The sequence below is a fragment of the Phytohabitans sp. LJ34 genome, from assembly GCF_052068095.1.
Lineage (GTDB): Bacteria > Actinomycetota > Actinomycetes > Mycobacteriales > Micromonosporaceae > Phytohabitans.
Genome location: NZ_JBQHDG010000014.1, coordinates 153994 through 173892 on the forward strand (window position 1 = coordinate 153994; position 19899 = coordinate 173892).

General features: G+C 69.9%; 14 protein-coding genes. 9 read left to right on the forward strand and 5 right to left on the reverse strand.

Annotated features, from left to right (window positions below; translation table 11 throughout):
• Positions 1 to 27: 27 nt before the first annotated feature.
• The 5 genes from ACTMTJ_RS24805 to ACTMTJ_RS24825 all read right to left on the reverse strand — a co-directional run bounded on the left by ACTMTJ_RS24805 (position 28) and on the right by ACTMTJ_RS24825 (position 4906).
• On the reverse strand, positions 28 to 630 hold the full coding sequence (locus tag ACTMTJ_RS24805) for a hypothetical protein (RefSeq protein ID WP_441220107.1): 603 nt from the start codon (positions 628 to 630) through the stop codon (positions 28 to 30).
• Positions 627 to 1508, reverse strand: a complete 882-nt coding sequence (locus ACTMTJ_RS24810) for a carbohydrate ABC transporter permease (RefSeq protein WP_441220108.1) — start codon at positions 1506 to 1508, stop codon at positions 627 to 629. The genes ACTMTJ_RS24805 and ACTMTJ_RS24810 overlap by 4 nt, the downstream gene beginning before the upstream one ends.
• Positions 1508 to 2491 carry a carbohydrate ABC transporter permease gene (locus tag ACTMTJ_RS24815; protein WP_441220109.1) on the reverse strand — a complete coding sequence of 328 codons (984 nt, stop codon included), beginning with the start codon at positions 2489 to 2491 and terminating at the stop codon, positions 1508 to 1510. Before ACTMTJ_RS24815 ends, ACTMTJ_RS24810 begins: the two co-directional genes overlap by 1 nt.
• 28 nt (positions 2492 to 2519) lie before the next feature.
• Positions 2520 to 3818: an ABC transporter substrate-binding protein gene (locus ACTMTJ_RS24820; protein WP_441220110.1), complete on the reverse strand. Its 1299-nt coding sequence runs from the start codon at positions 3816 to 3818 to the stop codon at positions 2520 to 2522.
• 83 nt (positions 3819 to 3901) lie between these two features.
• Positions 3902 to 4906 carry a LacI family DNA-binding transcriptional regulator gene (locus ACTMTJ_RS24825; protein ID WP_441220111.1) on the reverse strand — a complete coding sequence of 335 codons (1005 nt, stop codon included), beginning with the start codon at positions 4904 to 4906 and terminating at the stop codon, positions 3902 to 3904.
• Positions 4907 to 5139: 233 nt separating this feature from the next.
• Here ACTMTJ_RS24825 and ACTMTJ_RS24830 point away from each other — a divergent pair, with 233 nt between their 5' ends.
• The 9 genes from ACTMTJ_RS24830 (at position 5140) to ACTMTJ_RS24870 (ending at position 19853) form a co-directional block, all read left to right on the forward strand.
• Positions 5140 to 6462 (forward strand): Gfo/Idh/MocA family protein, encoded by a 1323-nt coding sequence (locus ACTMTJ_RS24830; RefSeq protein ID WP_441220112.1) that lies wholly within the window; start codon positions 5140 to 5142, stop codon positions 6460 to 6462.
• 9 nt (positions 6463 to 6471) lie between these two features.
• Positions 6472 to 7881, forward strand: a complete 1410-nt coding sequence (gene uxaC, locus ACTMTJ_RS24835) for a glucuronate isomerase (RefSeq protein WP_441220113.1) — start codon at positions 6472 to 6474, stop codon at positions 7879 to 7881.
• On the forward strand, positions 7878 to 9158 hold the full coding sequence (locus ACTMTJ_RS24840; RefSeq protein ID WP_441220114.1) for an enolase C-terminal domain-like protein: 1281 nt from the start codon (positions 7878 to 7880) through the stop codon (positions 9156 to 9158). The genes uxaC and ACTMTJ_RS24840 overlap by 4 nt, the downstream gene beginning before the upstream one ends.
• Entirely contained in the window at positions 9149 to 10624 is a 1476-nt protein-coding gene (locus ACTMTJ_RS24845) for a mannitol dehydrogenase family protein (RefSeq protein WP_441220115.1), read from the forward strand. The genes ACTMTJ_RS24840 and ACTMTJ_RS24845 overlap by 10 nt, the downstream gene beginning before the upstream one ends.
• On the forward strand, positions 10621 to 11790 hold the full coding sequence (locus ACTMTJ_RS24850) for a Gfo/Idh/MocA family protein (RefSeq protein ID WP_441220116.1): 1170 nt from the start codon (positions 10621 to 10623) through the stop codon (positions 11788 to 11790). The genes ACTMTJ_RS24845 and ACTMTJ_RS24850 overlap by 4 nt, the downstream gene beginning before the upstream one ends.
• A gap of 199 nt (positions 11791 to 11989) precedes the next feature.
• The gene (locus ACTMTJ_RS24855) at positions 11990 to 13303 is read left to right on the forward strand and encodes a pectate lyase family protein (RefSeq protein WP_441220117.1); all 1314 of its coding nucleotides are present in this window, start codon (positions 11990 to 11992) and stop codon (positions 13301 to 13303) included.
• A 15-nt stretch (positions 13304 to 13318) separates the two neighbouring features.
• Positions 13319 to 14908: a pectate lyase family protein gene (locus tag ACTMTJ_RS24860; RefSeq protein WP_441220118.1), complete on the forward strand. Its 1590-nt coding sequence runs from the start codon at positions 13319 to 13321 to the stop codon at positions 14906 to 14908.
• 140 nt (positions 14909 to 15048) lie between these two features.
• A complete protein-coding gene (locus ACTMTJ_RS24865) occupies positions 15049 to 16659 on the forward strand; it encodes a pectate lyase family protein (RefSeq protein WP_441220119.1) in 1611 nt (536 codons plus the stop codon).
• A gap of 113 nt (positions 16660 to 16772) precedes the next feature.
• Positions 16773 to 19853: a TIR domain-containing protein gene (locus ACTMTJ_RS24870; protein ID WP_441220120.1), complete on the forward strand. Its 3081-nt coding sequence runs from the start codon at positions 16773 to 16775 to the stop codon at positions 19851 to 19853.
• Positions 19854 to 19899: the final 46 nt, after the last annotated feature.

Here is a 19899-nt window from a genome sequence, read left to right on the forward strand (position 1 = left end):
CGGACGATCACGGCAGCCAGCGGGCGATCACCCGGGCAGGCGCCGGGCGACCGCGTGCATGGCGAAGACGGCGTAACCGGCGAGCACCGGTACGAGTACCGGGATGATCATCAGGCCCAGCGCACCGACCAACGCGACCACGCCGGCGCACGCCAGCACCGCGACCGGCCGGCGCTGCCCGCGGGCGAGCGCCGCCGCGGCGGCGGCGCGCCACCCTGCACCGCCGGACCTGCCCACCTCGACCACCGTCAGGCCGGCCAGGCCCGCGGCCGCGACCAGGATGAGCAGCGTGGGTATCGCGAGGGCGACCCCGCCGGGCACGACGCCACGGGTGATCGCGGCCAGGTTGAGTACCAGCAGCGCCCCGCCGACGGTCGCCACGAGCGTAGGCAGGATGCCCGGCAGCAGGCCGCGGACGAAGCGACCGACGGTGACCCGCACCCCCGGCCACCGCTCGTCCGCGGACCAGTCGTGCACGGCGGCGCTGGCGGCCGCCACCGCTGCGCCTGCCGTCACGACGCCGAGCGAGCCAATCGTGACGAGGATGCCCAGCAGGGCCAGGTCACTGGCGTTGCGGACGGTGTCGCGCCACCCGCCGTGCACCCACCGGGGAACATCTTCAGTGGTCATCCCTTGAGTCCGCTCGTGTTGATGCCCTCGACGAGCATCTTCTGGAAGGCGACGAAGAACAGGAACACCGGCAGCAGCGACAGCACCGACATCGCGAACATCGGCCCGATCGAGCTCTGCCCGCTCGAGTCGATGAAGAGCGTCATCGCCACCGGCAGCGTGTAGTCCTCCAGGTTGGAGATGTAGACAAGCTGCCGGAAGAACTCGTTCCAGGTCCAGATGAACGAGAAGATCGCGGTGGTCACCAGCGCCGGGCGGCTGAGCGGCAGCATCACGTACCGGAAGATGCCGAACGGGCTCGCCCCGTCGATCTTCGCGGCCTCGTCCAGCTCCCGCGGGATACCGCGCATGAACTGCACCATCAGGAAGACGAAGAACGCCTCGGTCGCGAGGTACTGGGGCACGAGCAGCGGCAGGTAGGTCCACGGCCAGTCGCCGCCGATCAGGTCGAACTGCTTGAAGAGGATGTACTGCGGCACGGTGAGCACGTGCTGTGGCAGCAGCAGTGTGCCGATCATGATGGCGAACCAGAAGCCGCGCAGCGGAAACCGGAGCCGCGCGAAGGCGTACGCGGCGACAAGGCAGGACGCGGCGTTTCCGACCACCGTCAGCAGCGCCACAAGCGTGCTGTTGAGGAAGAACCGCGCGAAGCTCACGTCGAAGTGGTTCCACCCGTCGGTGTAGTTGCCGGGCGTGAGCTCCTTCGGCAGCAGGCCCGTGTTGCTCGCGATCTCGGGCTGCGACTTGAGTGACGTACCGACCATCCAGGCGAGGGGATACAGCACGACGGCGAGGATCGCGATGAGGACCAGCATGCGGACGGCGCCGCGCGCGAGGCCGGAGGGGCGGCGGGAAACCGCGACCGTGTGCGCGCCCATCAGCGGTCCTCTCCATCCGAGTAGTGCACCCAGAACCGCCCGGTCGTGAAGAAGATGGCGGTGATGATGCCGATCGCCAACAGGAACACCCACGCCAACGCGGAGGCGTAGCCCATCTCGAAGTCCTTGAAGCCTTTGAGGTAGAGGTTGAGCGTGTACATGAGGGTGGAGTCGACCGGACCGCCCGTGCCGTTGCTCAACACGAAGGCGGCGGTAAATCCCTGGAAGCCGTTGATGGTCTCCAGCACCAGGTTGAAGAAGATGACCGGGGAGAGCATCGGCAGCGTGACGCTGCGAAACTGGCGGAACCGCCCGGCGCCGTCGACCGAGGCCGCCTCGTACAGCTCGGTCGGCACCTGCTTCAGGCCGGCCAGGAAGATCACCATCGGCGCGCCGAACTGCCAGATGGCCAGCACCATCAGGGTTTCCAGCGCCCAGGACGGGTCGTTGACCCAGGGCTTGCCCTCGATGCCGAAGAGGCCGAGGAAGCCGTTGAACGCGCCCTCGCGGTTGAACATGTTCACCCACACGATGGCCAGCGCGACGCTGCCGCCGATCAGGGAGGGCAGGTAGAACAGGCCCCGGAAGAGGCCGACACCGCGCCAGGCCCGGTTGAGCAGTAGCGCCACGCCGAGCGCGACCGCGAGCTTGAGCGGCACGGCGATCAGCGCGAACGAGATGGTCACCGTCACCGACCGCCAGTACGACGGGTCGTTGGTGAACATCCGCTTGTAGTTGTCCAGCCCCACCCACTCGGCCTCGCTCAGCGGGCTGAGGATGTCGTAGTTGGTGAAGCTGATGTAGAGCGACAGAAGCATCGGCACCGCGGTGACGGCCATCAGGCCGAGCAGCCACGGCGATAGGAAGACGTAACCCGCCACTGCCTCGCTACGCCGGCCACGCCGGGACCCCCGCCGCTTGGCGGGGATCCCGGGGACTCGGCTCGCGCGCACCGACGGCTGTTCCGCCGTGGTCAACGCCACGAGCGAACTCCTCTCCGTACCTTGCCGGCTAACCGAGCTTGGGCTGGACGACGGCGATCAGGTCGGCGGCGGCCTTCTCCGGCGTCGCGCGTCCGAACTGGACGTTCTCCGCGGCCTTCACCAGCTCGGAGCGGAAGGTGCTGTGACCCTTCGGCGGCACCTGCGGGGCCTTGCCGAACTTGGCGGCGAGGTCGTTCTCCACCTGGATCGACAGCTTCATGTTGGCGTCGGTCACGGTGCTGGCGAACGCGGTCCGCAGGTCCATGTTGGACGGAAGGCCGCGGTCGGTGCCGAGGATGTTGACGGCCGCCGAGTCGTTGACCAGGAAGTTGATCACGTCGATGGCGGTGTCCTTCTTCTCGCTGCTGCGCGCCACGCTCCAGTACATGGAGGCGCGGGCCCACTGGCCGCTCGGGTCACCCGGGTAGGCCACGACGCCGAGCTCGTCCTTGGTGTTCTTCTTCAGCTCCGGCATCTGGTTGGCCCACACCCAGGAGGTGGCCGCCTTGCCGGTGACGACGAGCTGCTTGCTGATGTCGGTGACGTTGCCCTCGTGGATCACGTCGGGTGTCGGGGTGGCCTTCTTGTCGCGGGCGCCCTTCCACAGCGTGAACCAACCGGCCAGGTCGGCTTCGGTGAAGCCGAGCTGCTTGCCGCTGTAGAGGTCCTTGCCCTGCTGGCGCAGCCATACCCAGAACGCCTTGTAGTCGGCGCTCGGGTCCTGCGTGCCGGGGACCTTGGTCTTCGCGGCGACCTGTGCGGCCCAGTCGATGTGCTGCTCCCAGGTCTGGCCGGTGGTCGGCTCGGGCAGGCCGTTTTTGGTCAGCAGGGTCTTGTTGTAGACCAGGCCCTGCGTGTTTTCACCGGCCGCGATGCCGACCAGCTTGCCGTCGACCGTGCCGTAGTCCACGAGGCTCGGCGGGAACTTGGACACGTCGATCTTGCCGCCCTTGTACTCCGTCAGGTCCGCGGTCACGTTGCGGGTGGCGAAGTCGGCGAGCATGTTGTCGTCGAGGGCGAACAGGTCGGGCACGTCGCCACCGGCGGCGAGCGTGGCCAGCTTGTCGGCGTAGCCCTGGTTGGCCTGCCAGGTCACCTGGAACTCGACGTTCGGGTGCTTGGCCTTGTAGGCGTTGAGCGCCTCCTCGGTCAGCTTGGCGCGAGCCTCGCTGCCCCAGTAGAAGACGGAGAGTTGGACCTTGTCGTTGGCGCCGGAACCGCCGTCGCCGCCCTCGTCGTCGCCGCATCCAGCGGCGCCGAGGACCAACGGGACGGCAATGGCTGCCGCGGCGAGCCCGCGAAGCAGGCTTCGGGGGACTTTCAGCATCGAATAGGAGCCGCGGCCGCGCACGGCGGCGCCTGACCCGAATTCCGATTTGGCTCTACGAATGCCGGGGTGCATCTCTTGGTTCACTCCTTGACAGTGTGCGGTTTGCCCGTCGGTGCTGGGCCTGTCGAGTCGCGGATCACCAGTTCGGTCTGGAGCGTTACCTGTGCGGTGGTGCGACGGTCGTCGCCGTGCTGTAGCAGCATGTCGACGGCCGCCCGGCCGGCGGCCCCGGTGGGGTTGGCCACCGTCGTCAGCTTGGGTCGGGTGAGGCGGCTCAGCGATATGTCGTCGATGCCGACGATGCTGACCTCCTCCGGCACCCGTACCCCCAGCGAGTCGAGCCCTTCGATCAGGCCGATCGCCATCAGGTCGTTGTAGGCGAGCACCGCGGTGGCGCCGGCGCGGCGCACCTGCTCCGCCTGGCCGATGCCGCCGTGCTCGGTGGGCTGGTTGGGCCCGAGCACGGTGAGCTCCGCGTCGGCGGTGCGGGCCGCGGCGGTGGCGGCCCGGCGGATCTCGCGGCTGGTCCAGGAGCCCCGCGGCCCGCCCAGCAGGGCGATGTGGCGGTGCCCGAGACCAGTCAGGTGCTCCACCGCGAGGCGGGCACCTTGGCCGACGTCCATCACCACGGACGGCAGGCCGGTCACCTGCCGGTTGATGACGACGAGCGGCACCTCGCGGCTGAGCTGCTCGATCAGGCTGTTGCTCATGCGTGGGCTGCACAGCAGCACCCCGTCGACCTGCTTGGCGAGAGCGTGGACGAGCTCCTCCTCGACCGCCGGGTCCTCGTTGGTATCGGTGACGAAGATGTGGTAGTCGCGGTGGCGTGCGGCGCTCTCCGCCGCCTTGATCAGGGGCGGGAAGAACGGGTTGGCGATGTCGGCGACGATCAGGCCGATGTTGTGCGTACGGCCGGTGATGAGCGCGCGGGCGGCCCGGTTGGGGCGGTAACCCAGGTGCTCCGCGCAGGCGAGCACGCGGCTGCGGGTCTCCGGGTTGACCAGGTGCGGCGCCGAGAACGTGCGCGACACGGTGGAGATGTGCACTCCCGACGCACGCGCGACGTCGCGAATCGTGGCTGGCACGCGCACTCCTCTCCGTGTGTCGCCCGTCACTCAGGTGCGCCAATTAATGCAAACGGTTGCTCACGTGTCAACGGGCTTTGATTGCGGGTTCGTTACGACAAGGGCTGTGGAAAGCGCTTGCTTCACGCGGTGAAGGCGACATAGCGGGACATTTGGCAGCCAGCGTTGACTCGCTGGGGCCGCTCGTGGCACCTTGCGTCTGCAAACCTTTGCATACCCAGAGAGGATGCTCGATGCCGGATCAAGCGTCGCGGCGGCGTCGCTACGCCCTCGTCGGCACCGGCTCCCGCGCGGAGATGTTCGTCCGGTCGCTGCTCGACCACCCGGACCGTGCCGAGCTTGTCGCATTCGCCGACGTCAACCAGGCCCGGATGGACGCGCACAACGCGTGGCTGGCCGGGGCGGGCGCGCCCACGGTGCCGACCTACCGGGCCGGCGACTTCGCGACCATGCTGGACAAGGAGCGGGTCGACGTCGCGCTGGTGACCAGCGTCGACCGCACCCACGACGAGTACATCGTGGCCGCGCTCCAGGCCGGGTGCGACGTGGTGACCGAAAAGCCGATGACCACCGACGTGCCCCGCTGCCAGCGCATCCTCGACGCGGTGGCGGAAACCGGGCGCCAGGTGACCGTGGCCTTCAACTACCGGTACAACCCGCTGCACGAGAAGGTGCGCGAGGTGCTCGCCTCCGGCGAGATCGGCGAGGTCGGCTCGGTGCACTTCGAGTGGCTGCTCGACGTGCGGCACGGCGCGGACTACTTCCGGCGCTGGCACCGCGACAAGGCCAACTCCGGCGGCCTGATGGTGCACAAGGCGAGCCACCACTTCGACCTCGTCAACTGGTGGCTCGGCGCGGCGCCGGTCGAGGTGATGGCATACGGGCGGCTCTTCTTCTACGGCGAGGCGGGCCACCGCCACGGGTACGCCCGCGACTACGCCCGCGCGCACGGCTCGACCGAGGCGGCCGGCGACCCGTTCGCCATCGACATGGCGGCCAACCCGCATCTGCGCGCGCTCTACCTGGACGCCGAGGGCGAAGACGGCTACCACCGCGACCAGAACGTCTTCGCGCCCGGAGTGACCATCGAGGACGACATGGCGGTGCTCGCCCGTTACACCAACGGCGCCACGATGACCTACCACCTGACCGCGTACTCGCCGTGGGAGGGCTACCGGGTGATGTTCAACGGCAGCCGTGGCCGGCTGGAGCTGCTCGTGGTGGAAAACGACTTCGTCAGCCCGGCCGGGGCGAAGGGCCTCAAGGGCGCCCTGCACGGTGCCGAGGCGGCCGTCGAGGAGGGCTCGGCCCGGATCACCGTGCACCCGTTCTGGGAGCGGCCGCGCGAGGTGCCGGTGCCCGGACACACGCGCGAAGGCCACGGAGGCGCGGACGCCCGCATGACCGCGGTGCTGTTCGGCGGTGAAAATGACCCTATGGGTCGGGAGGCGAGTGCCCGCGACGGCGCCTTGGCGCTGCTCACCGGCTTGGCCGCCAACCGCTCGTTCGAGACCGGTCAGCCCGTCCAGGTCGCCGACCTGCTCACCCTCGGATAGGAGCCCGACGTGACCCGAGCCGACCTGCTCTTCCCCGCCGAGCCCACGCAGCGGGCCATCGCCCGGGAGCTGTACGCCCACGCGAAGGACCAGCCGATCATCTCGCCGCACGGGCACGTCGACCCAGCACTACTCGCCGACGACGCGCCGTTTCCCGACCCGGCCCAGCTGATCATCTGCCCCGACCACTACGTCACGCGGATGCTGCTCAGCCAGGGCGTGCCGCCCTCGGAGCTGGGCGTGCCGACCCGCGACGGCCAGCCGTACGAGACGGACGGACGCACGATCTGGCGGCGGTTCGCCGAGCACTGGCGCCTCTTCCGGGGCACCCCCTCGCGGCTGTGGCTGGAGGAGACGTTCACCAACGTGTTCGGGGTGACCACGCCGCTCAGCCCGGAGACGGCCGACGAGGTGTACGACGGCATCGCGGCGAAGCTGGCCGAGCCGGAGTTCCGCCCGCGGGCACTCTTCGAGCGGTTCAACATCGAGGTGCTGGCGACGACCGAGTCCCCATTGGACGACCTGGGCCGGCACGCCAAGCTCGCCGCCGACGGCTGGGGCGGGCCGGGCGGCCGGGTCATCACCACGTTCCGCCCGGACAACGTGGTCGACATGGAGTTCGAAGGCTGGGCCGACAACGTGGCCAAGCTCGGCGAGATTTCCGATGAGGACACCGGGACCTATCGCGGCTACATAGCGGCACTGCGCAAGCGGCGGGAGGCCTTCATCGCGGCCGGCGCGACGTCGTCCGACCACGGCCACCCCACGGCCAAGACCGAGCTACTCGACGAGACGGAGGCGGCCGACCTCTTCGAGCGCGGCCTCAGCGGTGAGGCGGGTCAAATCGACGCCGAGTACTTCCGCGCGCACATGCTCGTCGAGTTCGCCCGGATGTCCATCGAGGACGGTCTGGTGATGCAGTTGCACCCCGGCGCGGTGCGCAACCACAACAAATGGCTCTACGACCGGCACGGCCGCGACGTCGGTGGCGACATCCCGCGTGCCACCGACTACGTGTGGAGCCTGAGCCCGCTGCTGGAGAGATACGGCAACGACCCGCGGCTGCGCCTGGTCGTGTACACGTTGGACGAGGACACGTTCACCCGCGAGCTGGCCCCGCTGGCCGGCGGCTACGCGGCCATGTACCTCGGCGCACCGTGGTGGTTCCTCGACTCGCCCGAGGTGCTGCGCCGCTTCCGCGAGGCCGTCACCGAGACCGCCGGCTTCTACAACACCTCCGGCTTCGTCGACGACACCCGGGCGTTCTGCTCCATCCCGGTGCGCCACGACGTGGCCCGCCGGATCGACGCCGGCTTCCTCGCCCGGCTGGTGGCCGAGCACCGCCTGCCGCTGGACGAGGCGGCCGAGACCATCGTCGACCTGGCCTACCGACTGCCCAAGGGGATCTTCCGACTGTGATCACCGCTCTTGATGTCCACGATGTGCGGTTTCCGACCGCGGACGCCGGCGACGGTTCCGACGCGATCAACCGAGGTGACTACTCGGCCACCTACGTGTCGTTGAAGACGGAAAGCGGCGTGGAAGGCGCTGGCTTCACGTTCACCAACGGGCGGGGCAACGAGATCACCTGCGCCGCCGTGCGCGCGCTCGCCCACCACGTGGTCGGGCGTTCGGTGGCGGACATCTTCGCCGAGCCGGTCGCGTTCTGGCGCTCGCTCACCGCGGACGTGCAGCTGCGCTGGCTCGGGCCGGAGAAGGGCGTCATCCACATGGCCGCCGGCGCGATCGTCAACGCCGTGTGGGACCTGCGCGCCAAGCTCGAAGGCAAGCCGCTCTGGCGGTTGCTCGCCGAGATGCCGACCGACGAGCTCGTCCGCAACGTCGACTTCCACCACATCACCGACGCGCTTACGCCGGACGAGGCCGCCGCGATCCTCGACAAGGGACTGTCCGGTCTGGACGATCGCCGGGCCCAGCTGGAGCGCGACGGTTTCCCGTCGTACACCACGTCGGTGGGCTGGCTGGGCTACCCGGACGACAAGGTGCGGGCGCTGACCCGGCAGGCGTACGCCGAGGGCTGGCGCGCCATGAAGATGAAGGTCGGCGGCCCGATCGACGACGACGTGCGCCGCGCCCGCGTCATCCGCGAGGAGATCGGCCCGGACGCGCTGCTGATGATGGACGCCAACCAGGTGTGGGACGTCGACGAGGCGATCGCCAACATGGCCCGCCTCGCCGAGTTCGACCCGTACTGGATCGAGGAGCCGACGCACGCCGACGACGTGCTCGGCCACGCCCGCATCCAGCGCGCGGTGACACCGATCAGGGTCGCCACCGGCGAGGTCGCCGCCAACCGGGTCATCTTCAAGCAGCTGCTCCAGGCCGAGGCGATCGGTGTGATGCAGATCGACGCTTGCCGGGTCGGTGGGGTCAACGAGGTGCTCTCGGAGATCCTGATGGCGGCCAAGTTCTGCGTGCCGATCTGCCCGCACGCGGGTGGCGTCGGGCTCTGCGAGCTCGTGCAGCACCTCGCCGTCTTCGACTACCTGCGGGTGGGCACCTCGCTGGACGGCCGCATGGTGGAGTACGTCGACCACCTGCACGAGCACTTCACCGACCCGGTGCGCACCCGCGGCGGGCGATATCTGCTGCCCGCCGAGCCGGGATACAGCGCGACGATGAAGCCCGCGTCCATCGCGGAGTTCAGCTTTCCGGAGGGTCCGGCATGGCGATGAGGTTGGGCATCGGCACCCTGCGACAGGTTCCCGTCGCGAGCCGTCCGCGCGTGCGGCCCGGCACCGTGCCGGCCGGGATCGTCCATCTCGGACTCGGTGCCTTCCACCGCGCGCACCAGGCGGTGTACACGGAGGCGGCGATCGCGGAGGCGGGCGGCGACTGGGGCATCGTCGGCGTGGCGCCGCGGAGCACCGAGGTGTTCAGCCGCCTCGCCGAGCAGGACAACCTCTTCAGCGTCACCTCGCTCTCCAACGGCGAGGCGCGCACCCATGTGATCGGCGCCCTCGCCGGCGTGCGCCACGCGGCCAGCGACCCGATGGCGGTGGTCGCGCTGCTCGCCGACCCCGCGATCCGGGTCGTGACGCTCACGGTCACCGAGAAGGCGTACCAGATGGATCCCGCGACCGGGCGGCTGCGACCCGACCCGGCCGTGGCTGCCGACCTGGTGGGCGACGGCCCGCCGGCGACCGTGCCCGGGCTGCTGGTGCGCGGCCTGATCGCCCGGGCACGGGCCGGCGCCGGGCCGGTCGCGCTGGTGAGCTGCGACAACCTGCCCTCCAACGGAAAGCGCCTGCGCGGCCTTGTCACGCAGGCGCTGGCGTACGGCGGCACCGAGGACGCGCTCGTGGAATGGGTGCGCGGCAACGTGACCTTTCCCGGCACGATGGTCGACCGGATCGTCCCGGCCACCACGGCCGAGACGCTGGCCACCGCCGAGCGGGTCCTCGGCGTCTCCGACCAGGCGGCCGTGGCGGCCGAGCCATACATGCAGTGGGTGATCGAAGACGACTTCCCGGCCGGCCGCCCGGCGTGGGAGCGGGCCGGCGCGGTGCTCACCGGCGACGCGAGCCCGTGGGAGGGGCTCAAGCTGCGCTCGCTCAACGGTGTGCACTCGGCCATCGCGTACCTCGGTGCGCTCGCCGGCCGCGAGATGATCGCCGAGGCGCTGGAGATCCCGGGCATGACCGCGATGCTGCGGCGCTTCGTGGCCGAAGACGTGGCCGGCAGCCTCACGCCGCCCGACGGCGTCTCCGTCGTCGAGTACGGCGACTCGGTGCTGGAGCGCTTCGCCAACGCGGCCATCCGCTACCGCACGACCCAGGTGGCGATGGACGGCTCGCAAAAGCTGCCCCAGCGGGTGCTGCACACGATCGTCGACCGCCGTGCGGCCGGTGCCTCGCCGCGGTGGGGTGCGCTTGTGCTGGCGGCGTGGATGCGCTTCGTGCAGGGGGAGAGCGACGCGGGCCAGCCGCTGCCGCTGGACGACCCGCTGGCCGAGCGGATCCGCAAGGCGCTCGCCGCCGGCCGGCGGACCCCGGCGGGGGTCGTCGACGCGCTCTTCGGCCTGAGCGAGGTCTTCCCGGCCGAGCTCGCCGGCGACGACACCGTGCGCGAGCTTGTCGCCGACTGGTTGGGCGCGCTCGAACGGCACGGCGTCGAGGCGGTCCTGGCGGATCTGCGATGACCGCCAGGGTCGCGCTGATCGGGGCCAATGGGCACGGGCGCTGGCATCGGCGGCACATCGCCGCGCTGCACGAGGCCGGCACCGTCGAGCTCGTCGCGCTCGTCGACGTGCGACCCATCGAGCCCGGACCGGACGCGGCCCGGCACTTCACCGACCACCGCGAGATGCTGCGCGAGGCGGCACCCGACGCGGTGGTCATCTGCACACCGCCGCACACCCACCGTCCGATCGCGACAGACGCGCTTCGGGCCGGCGCGGACGTACTGCTGGAGAAGCCACCGGTGCTCTCGCTCGACGAGCACCGCGCGCTGAGCGAGGTGCTCCGGGAGACCGGTCGCGCCTGCCAGGTCGGCTTCCAGGCGCTCGGCTCGGCGGCCCTGGACGAGCTGCGGCGCTCCATCGCCTACGGCGTGATCGGCACGGTCGTCGGCATCTCGACCGTCGGCTCGTGGCAGCGCGACGACGCGTACTACCGGCGTTCACCGTGGGCCGGCCGGCGCACTGTGGACGGTCGTCCGTCGCTCGACGGTGCACTCGCCAACCCGTTCGCGCACGCCTGGATGCAGTGTCTGGCCATCATGGACGGTGATCGGCCGGTCGGCGTCGAGTTGGAACGCTACCGCTGCCGCGACATCGAGGTGGACGACACCGCCTGCCTGCGCATCACGCTCGCCTCCGGGCGGCCGGTCGTGGTCGCGGTCTCGCTGTGCGGCGAGGAGTTCATCCCGGGCGAGGTCGTCGTGCACGGCACGGCCGGCCGCGCCGTGCTCGAATACCCGACCGATCGGCTCCGGCTGCCGGGAGACACGGACTTCCGGGAGATCCCCGGGCGGGTAAACCTGTTGGAAAACCTCGTACGGCACCGCGCCGACGGCACTCCACTCATCGCGCCACTGGCGCGGACGGAGCCGTTCACCGCGGTGCTCGGCGTGCTCAACTCGGCGCCCGAGCCGGCCTTTCTCGATGGCGATCTTGTTGTCGAGGAAGGCGAGGCGCCGGCACGGAAAGTGACGATCAAGGGCGTAAACGCGGCGCTCCGGCAGGCGGCGGACAAGCTGGCGCTGCTGTCGGAGCTGCCGGTGCCGTGGGCGGTGGGTCCGCATCGCGTGCGCCTCGCCGCAACATCGGAAAACGAACTGCAAACTACGGAGACAACCGTCCCGTAAAAAACGGACGGGACACCAGCTTTCTCGGCAATTCGACGCCGAGTAATTCGCCCTTGCCTGGTTTTACTGCAACATATCTGCAAACACAGGGCATTGACACTCTTAAGCGTAAATACCTACTTTCTCGTTAAGTGGATTTCGGGTTTGTTACGAGATCCACTTCGAGTATTGGGCAAACGCGGAGAGTGCGATGCAACTCATGCGATTGACCGCCGCGGCGGTCGGTATAGGTCTCGTCGCGGCACTGGGCCCCTCGGGTGCCGCGCTAGCTGGCAACAATCACGGCAAGTCCGGGCTGGGCCGCCAGGTCCTGCCCGCGGGCGACGGCTGGGCGGCCGCCGGTCCCGGCACGACGGGTGGCTCGGCGGCCTCTCCCGCCGACGTGCACACAGTGGACACCCGAGCGGAGCTGATCGACGCGCTGGGCGGCGACAACGCCACCAACCGCACCAACGCCACCCCGAAGATCATCGTGGTCCGGGGCACCATCAACGGTTTCGAAGGGCTGCCCGGCAAGTGCGCCGACCTCGCCGACCCGGCGTACTCGCTGGACGCCTACCTCGCCGCGTACGACCCGGCGGTGTGGGGGCGTGTCAACCCGAGCGGTCCGCTGGAGGAGGCGCGGGTGCGGTCGGTGGCCAACCAGACTCGCTACACGCAGATCAACGTCGGTCCGAACACGACGATCGTCGGCCTGCGCGGCGCGAAGCTGGAGAACCTCACGCTGATGCTCGATTCGGCCAGCAACTCGATCGTCCGCAACATCAACTTCGTCGACGCGTTCGACTGCTTCCCGGCCTGGTCGCCGAACGACGGTGACGCCGGCAACTGGAACTCGCAGTTCGACCTCATGTCGGTGCGGCGCAGCGAAAACGTCTGGGTCGACCACAATACGTTCAACGACGGCGACAACCCGGACAGCGGCCAGCCGGTCTACTTCGGACGGCCGTACCAGGTGCACGACGGCTCGCTCGACATCACGCACACGGCCAGCCTCGTCACCGTGTCGTTCAACCGCTTCGTCAGCCGCGACAAGGTGATGTTGATCGGCTCGTCCAACACGGTCGGACCGGACGTCGGCCGGCTCAACGTGACGCTCCACCACAACGTCTTCGACGGCACGATGCAGCGGCTGCCGCGGGTGCGCTTCGGCCAGGTCGACATCTACAACAACTACTACCGGCTGGCCGGCGACGCGTTCTCGTACGCCTGGGGCGTCGGGGTCCAGTCGTCCATCTACGCGGAGAACAACTTCTTCGCGCTGGGCGAGGGCATCGCGGCCGAGGACGTCATCTTCGACTGGGGCGGCACGGCCATCACCGAGAAGGGCAGCTGGGTGCGCGCCGGCTCCGACCGGGCCCGGCCGGTGAGCCTGCTCGGCGCGTACAACGCCACCCACGACCCCGACCTCGGCGCGGACTCCGGCTGGACGCCCACGCTGCGCCACGGCCCGGTGCTCCCCACCCCGCTCGTCCCACTCGCCACGCTGGCGCTGGCCGGCGCGCGGCTCTGACCAGGAGGTCGACGAATGAAACGCAAGCGTCTGGCGGCCGCGGGGCTGGCGGGGGCACTCGCCGCCGCGCTGGTCGCCTTCGGCACCACCAACGCGTTCGCGGACACGCTGCTATCCGACGACTTCCAGGACGGCAACTCCAACGGCTGGTCCAAGTCGGGCGGCACCTGGTCGGTGGTGACGGACGGCTCGCTCGCGTACCGGCAGTCCGGCACCAGCAGTGACGCCCGGAGCCTTGCCGGCGCCACGACCTGGACCGACTACTCGGTGCAGGCCCGGGTGAAGCCGACCGGCTTCGGCGCGGCCAACCGCTACGCCGGCCTGATCGCCCGCGCGCAGAGCAGCAGCAACTACTACGCGCTCGTGCTCACCAGCTCGGGCGGGGTACAGCTGATCAAGCGGGCCGGTGGCGACCCGGTCGTGCTCGGCACCGGCTCGGGCGCCGGCGGCACCGGCACCTGGACCACGCTCATGCTGGCGGCCTCCGGGAGCCAGCTCTACGGGTACGTGAACGGCAACCTCGCGGTGCAGGCCACGGACAGCGCGTTCAGCGCGGGCCGGGCCGGTGTCGCCGCCAGCTACGCCAGCGTCACGGTCGACGACGTGGTGGTCAGCACGGTCACCGGTACGCCCAGCCCTGGCCCGACGACGGGTGGCCCGACGCTCCCGCCGACCGAGCCGCCGCTCGACCCCAGCGCGCCGCCGATCGGGTTCGCCTCGGTCAACGCGCTCGGCCAGAACGGCACGACGGGTGGTGCGGGTGGCCCGACCGTCACCGTGGACACCGCGTCCGAACTGCTGACCGCCATCGCGCAGCCCGGCCCGCTCAACATCCGGGTGCAGGGGATGATCGCCCTGCCCGGCCCGATGCACGACGTCACCTCGGACAAGACGATCATCGGCGTCGGCGCGAGCTCCGGCATCACCGGTGCCGGTTTCAACATCGGCCTGCCGATCAGTGACGTCACGTCGCCGCCGGCCAACGCGGTGCACAACGTGATCATCCGGAACCTCAACTTCCGGGACGCGGCTGACGACTCGATCAACGTGCAGATGTACTCGCACCACGTCTGGATCGACCACAACGACCTCGCCGAGGGGTACGACGGGCTGATCGACGTCAAGCGCGGCTCGTCGTACGTGACGGTGTCGTGGAACCACACCCACAACCACACCAAGAACATGCTGCTCGGCCACGACGACAGCAACGCGGCCCAGGACACCGGCCAGCTGAAGGTGACCTACCACCACAACTGGTTCGACCGCACCCCGCAGCGCAACCCGCGCGTGCGCTTCGGCGAGCCGGTGCACGTGTTCAACAACTACTACGTCTACAACACCGACACCGGGGTGGCCTGCCAGGCGAACGCCGGCTGCGTGGTCGAGGGCAACTACTTCGAGGACGTCGAGGAGCCGGTGACCAACAGCTACGCCGGCCCGTCCGGCCGGTGCGTGGCGCGCAACAACGTGTTCGCCGGCGAATCCGGCCAGCCGGACTGCGGCGGGAGCGTGCAGGAACCGTCGACGTACTACCGCTACACGGTCGCGGACCCGAACACCGTCAAGTCGGTCGTGATGGCCGGCGCGGGCACCGGGCGACTGTGACGCAGATGTGACCGCGGGCGGTGGGCAGACACCGCCCGCGGGCACCACAGCCGGCCGGGGTCGGGGCACGGGCGACACAGCCCGGGTCTCCCGCGTCCCACCCCGGCCGGTCCTCCCATCCCACCTCCCGAGGAGGCCCTGTGCAGCTCACACATGCCCGGATGCGGATCCTCGCACCGATGGCCGCGGCACTCGCCGCCGTGCTCATCGCGCTCGGCTACAGCGCCGTGGCGTACGCCGACACCCTGTTTTCGGACGACTTCGAAGACGGCAACTCCACCGGCTGGAGCGGCTCCGGCGGGAGCTGGTCGGTCGCGACCGACGGCAGCCGCGTGCTCCGCCAGGGCGGCACCAGCAGCGACGCGCGTTTCACCGCCGGCACGCAGAGCTGGACCGCGTACTCGGTGCAGGCTCGCGTCAAGCCGACCGCGTTCAACGGCAGCAACCGGTTCGTCGCGGTGCTCGCCCGGGTGCAGAGCAACACCAGCTACTACTACGTGGCCCTGCGCAGCAACAACACGGTCGAGCTCAAGAAGCTCGTCAACGGCTCGTCCACCACATTGGACACCGCCAGCCTCACCGTGAGCACCAACACCTGGTATACCGTGCGGCTCGAAGTCTCCGGCACCTCACTGCGTGGGTACGTCAACGGCAACCTGCTGACCGAGGCGACCGACAGCCAGTACTCATCCGGCCGGATCGGTGTGGCCACGTTCTACGGCTCGGCCAACTTCGACGACGTCCTGGTGAGCACGATCGGCTCCACGCCCACTACGCCGCCCACCAGCATGCCGACGACGACCCCGCCGACCACCGGCCCGCCGACCAACCCGGGCCCCAACCAGGCCGACGGCTGGGCCTCGGTGGACGCCTGGGGCCAGAACGGCACCACCGGCGGCACCGGTGGCCCGACGGTCACTGTGGACACCGCGGCCGAGTTCCTCGCCGAGGTGGCCACCGCCGGCCCGCGCGTCATCCGGGTGCAGGGCATGATCGACCTGCCCGGACCGATGCACGACGTGACCTCCGACAAGACAATCGTCGGCGTCGGGTCCGGCTCCGGCTTTACCAGCGGCGGCCTCAACATCGGCCTGCCGCTCAGCGACAGCATCACGTCGCCGCCGGCGAACGCCGTGCACAACGTCATCATCCGCAACCTGAACTTCCGCAGCTGGGACGATGACGCGATCAACGTGCAGATGTTCTCCCACCACATCTGGATCGACCACAACACGTGGACGACTGGTGCGGACGGTGGCGTCGACGTCAAGCGCGGCTCGTCGTACGTGACGATCTCGTACAACCACGCGGACGGCACCGACAAGAACATGCTGCTCGGCCACGACGACGACAACTCCGCACAGGACGTCGGCCGGCTGAAGGTCTCCTACCACCACAACTTCTTCGACAACACCAACCAGCGCAACCCGCGGGTCCGCTTCGGCGACCAGGTGCATGTCTACAACAACTACTACCTGAACACCGGCAACTACGGTGTCGCGTCCACCCAGAACGCGGGCGTCATCGTCGAGGGCAACTACTTCGAGGGCGTCGACGACCCGTTCCACCTCGGTGAGGGCGACTCGAGCGACGGCCGCCTCGTCGCGCGCAACAACTGCCTGGTCAACTCCGGCTCCGGCCAGACCGGCGGCAGCGTCTCGAACCCGTCCTACTCGTACTCGCTCACCCCGCAGTGCGACGTGAAGGCCAACGTCTCCGCGAACGCGGGCGCCGGCCGGATCACCGTCTGACCTCAGCTCGACTGTTCCCACACAGAGCGCCGCCGGGTGTCGCGGTTTTGACCGCGCCCCGGCGGCGTTCACTTAGGATGACTCATCCCGTTCCCTCATCGGTGTGAGACGTCGTGGCTCTGAGAAGGCGCACCCCGAAAGCCGGCCTGCCGGACGGCGTGGTCCTCGCCGCGACGCTGCGCGGTCACAGTGACCACATCGGCCGCATCGCGTGGTCGCCCGACGGGCGGCTGCTCGCGACCCCTTCGCGCGACGGCACGGTGCGCGTCTGGGACGGCGCGACCGGGCAGCACGTCCACACGCTCACCGGCCATCCGGACCTGGTCCGCGCCGCGGTGTTCGACCGCGGTGGCAAGGTCCTCGCGACCGGTGGCGACGACGGCGCGGTCCGGCTGTGGCGGGTCGGCAGCTGGCGGCCGCTGTCGGCGTTGACCGTGCCCGACTGCCAGGTGCTGGAGTTCAGCCCGGCCGAGCACCTGCTCGCCATCGGCGTGCGCGGCTGGGCGGAGATCTACGACGTCCGCAAGGAGGAGGTCCGCCACCGGCTGCACGAGGGCGCCGTCGTCACCGCGCTGGCCTTCGACCCGAGCGGCCGCACCCTCGCCACCGGCACACCGGACGGCGATGTGCGGCTCTGGGACGCCGCCGAAGGGGTGCCCACCGCGGTCCTCGACGGCCACTCCGGCACGGTTACGAGCGCCGCCTTCACGCCGGACGGGCGCAGGCTCGCCACCAGCGGCTGGGACCACACGATCAAGATTTGGGACCGCCTTTCCGGCCGCCTCGTCACCACGCTCGAAGGGCACACCGGCGCGGTGCGGTCCGTGTCGTTCCTCTCCGACGGGCGGCTGCTGGCCTCGAAGGGCACCGACGGCCGGGTGCGGCTGTGGGCCTGCGACACCTGGATGGAGATCGCCGCGCTGCCCGAGCCCGACGCCAGCAGCCTGTCGCCGACCCTCGCCTTCCACCCCACCCAGCCGACCCTGGCCACCGTCGGCGCGGACGGCTCCCTGGACAACGATTCCCTGGTACACGTCTGGCGGCTCGACCCGGATCGCCTGCTGCGCCGGTGGTCCCAGCCGGCGAACGTCACGTACACCTCCGCCAAGATCGTGCTCGTCGGTGACTCCGGTGTCGGCAAGACCGGGCTCGGCTTCCGGCTCGTCACCGGCCGGTTCAAGGAGCATCCGTCGACCCACGGCCAGCAGTTCTGGGTGATGGACGAGCTGGGCGCGACCCGGGTCGACGGCGCACAGTGCGAGGCGGTCCTCTGGGACCTGGCGGGCCAGCCGGACTACCGCCTCGTCCACGCGCTCTTCCTCGACGACGCCGACATCGCGCTCGTGCTCTTCGACCCGACCCGTGACGACGACCCGCTCCGCGGCGTCGACTACTGGCTGCGCCAGCTCGGCCCCGACCGCGAGATCGTGCTGGTGGCCGCGCGCTCCGACCGGGGCAGCGCCCGCCTCGCCGGCGAGGAGATCGAGCGGTTCCGGGCGGAGCGGGGCATCCGGGCGTACGTCGAGACGTCCGCGCTGGAGGGTGGCGGCCTCACCGAGCTCGTCGAGGTCATGCGCTCGGCGATCCGGTGGGACGAGCGGCCGACCACGGTCACCACGGCGACGTTCAAGTGGATCAAGGACACGGTCCTGGGGTTGAAGGAAGGCGAGCCCGGCGAGCAGGTCATCCTCTCGCCCCAGGAGCTGCGCGAGCGGCTGGAGCGCGACGGCCCGGCTCGGCGCTTCACCGACGCGGAGATGCTCAGCGCCGTCGGCCACCTCGCCACCCACGGCTACGTCGCGCTGCTGCGTACGTCGACGAACGAGACGCGCATCCTGCTCGCGCCCGAGCTGCTCAACAACGTCGCGGCCTCGATCGTGCTGGAGGCGCGCCGCAACCCGAAGGGGCTCGGCTCGCTGGAGGAGCGGCGGGTGCTGGCCGGCGACTACCCGTTTCCCGAGCTGGCCGGCCTGTCCACAGGGGAGCGTGAGGCCCTCGTCGACTCCGCCGTCGGGCTCTTCCTCAGCCACAACGTCTGCTTCCGCGAGACCGACCCGCTCACCTCCCGCGTCTACCTCGTCTTCCCCGAGCTGATCAATCTCAGGCGCCCGGCGGTCAAGGACGCGCCGGTCGAGGAGGGCGCGGCGTACACGGTCACCGGCGCGATCGAAAATGTCTACGCCTCGCTTGTCGTGCTGCTCGGGTACACGGACGTCTTCGCCCGCGCCCACCAGTGGCGCAGCCAGGCCGAGTACGCGTTCGGCGACGGCCAGGCGTGCGGCTTCCGGCTGGAGGCCGAACGGGAGGGCGAGCTCGACCTGGTCCTCTACTTCGGCGTGGACATGGGCGAGCCGATCCGCCGGCTCTTCCAGAGCCTGTTCGAGAGCTTCCTCGCCCGGCGAGACGTGACCGTGCGCCGGTTCGAGGCGGTCGAGTGCAGCAAGGGGCACCGTATCCACCGCGCGGTGGTCCGCGAGCGGCTGGCCGCCGGCGCCGTCGACGTGTTCTGCACCGGGTGCGGCGAGCAGCTCTCGCTCGCCCGCGCGGACGAGCCGATCCGGCTCACCCGCGGGCAGTCCCGCGACGTGCAGGCGCAACGCCTCACCGCGGGCCAGCGGTCCAGGTTCGAGCAGGCGGTGTTCCGGCTGAAGACGTACGTGACGCAGGCCGGCCCGGCCCAGCCGACCTGCTTCATCAGCTACGCGTGGGGCAACCCGGAGCAGGAGCGGTGGGTCGCCCGCGAGCTGGCCACCGACCTCGCCAAGGCGGGCATCACCGTGATCCTCGACCGCTGGGAAAACAGCCGGATCGGGGCGAGCGTGCCACGCTTCATCGAGCGGGTGCACGCCGCCGACCGGGTCGTGGTCGTGGGCACGCCGCTCTACCGGCGCAAGTACGACAACAACGAGGCGATCGGCGGCTTCGTGCTGGCCGCCGAGGCCGACCTGATCGGCACCCGGATGATCGGCGTCGAGAGCCGCAAGGAGACCGTGCTGCCGATCCTGCTTGAAGGCACCGAGCAGGACGCGCTGCCGCCGCTGCTCCAGGGCCGCGTGTACGGCGACTTCCGGCGGCCGGACGACTACTTCCTCACGGCGTTCGACCTGATCCTGAGCGTGCACGGGATAATGCCGCGCGACCCGGTCGGCGCGGAGCTGCGAGACGAGATCCGCGACTTCCTCAGACAGCCGTGAGGGGGCGGACCCGCCGGGCCCGCCCCCTCATCGCTTGCCAGTTGGC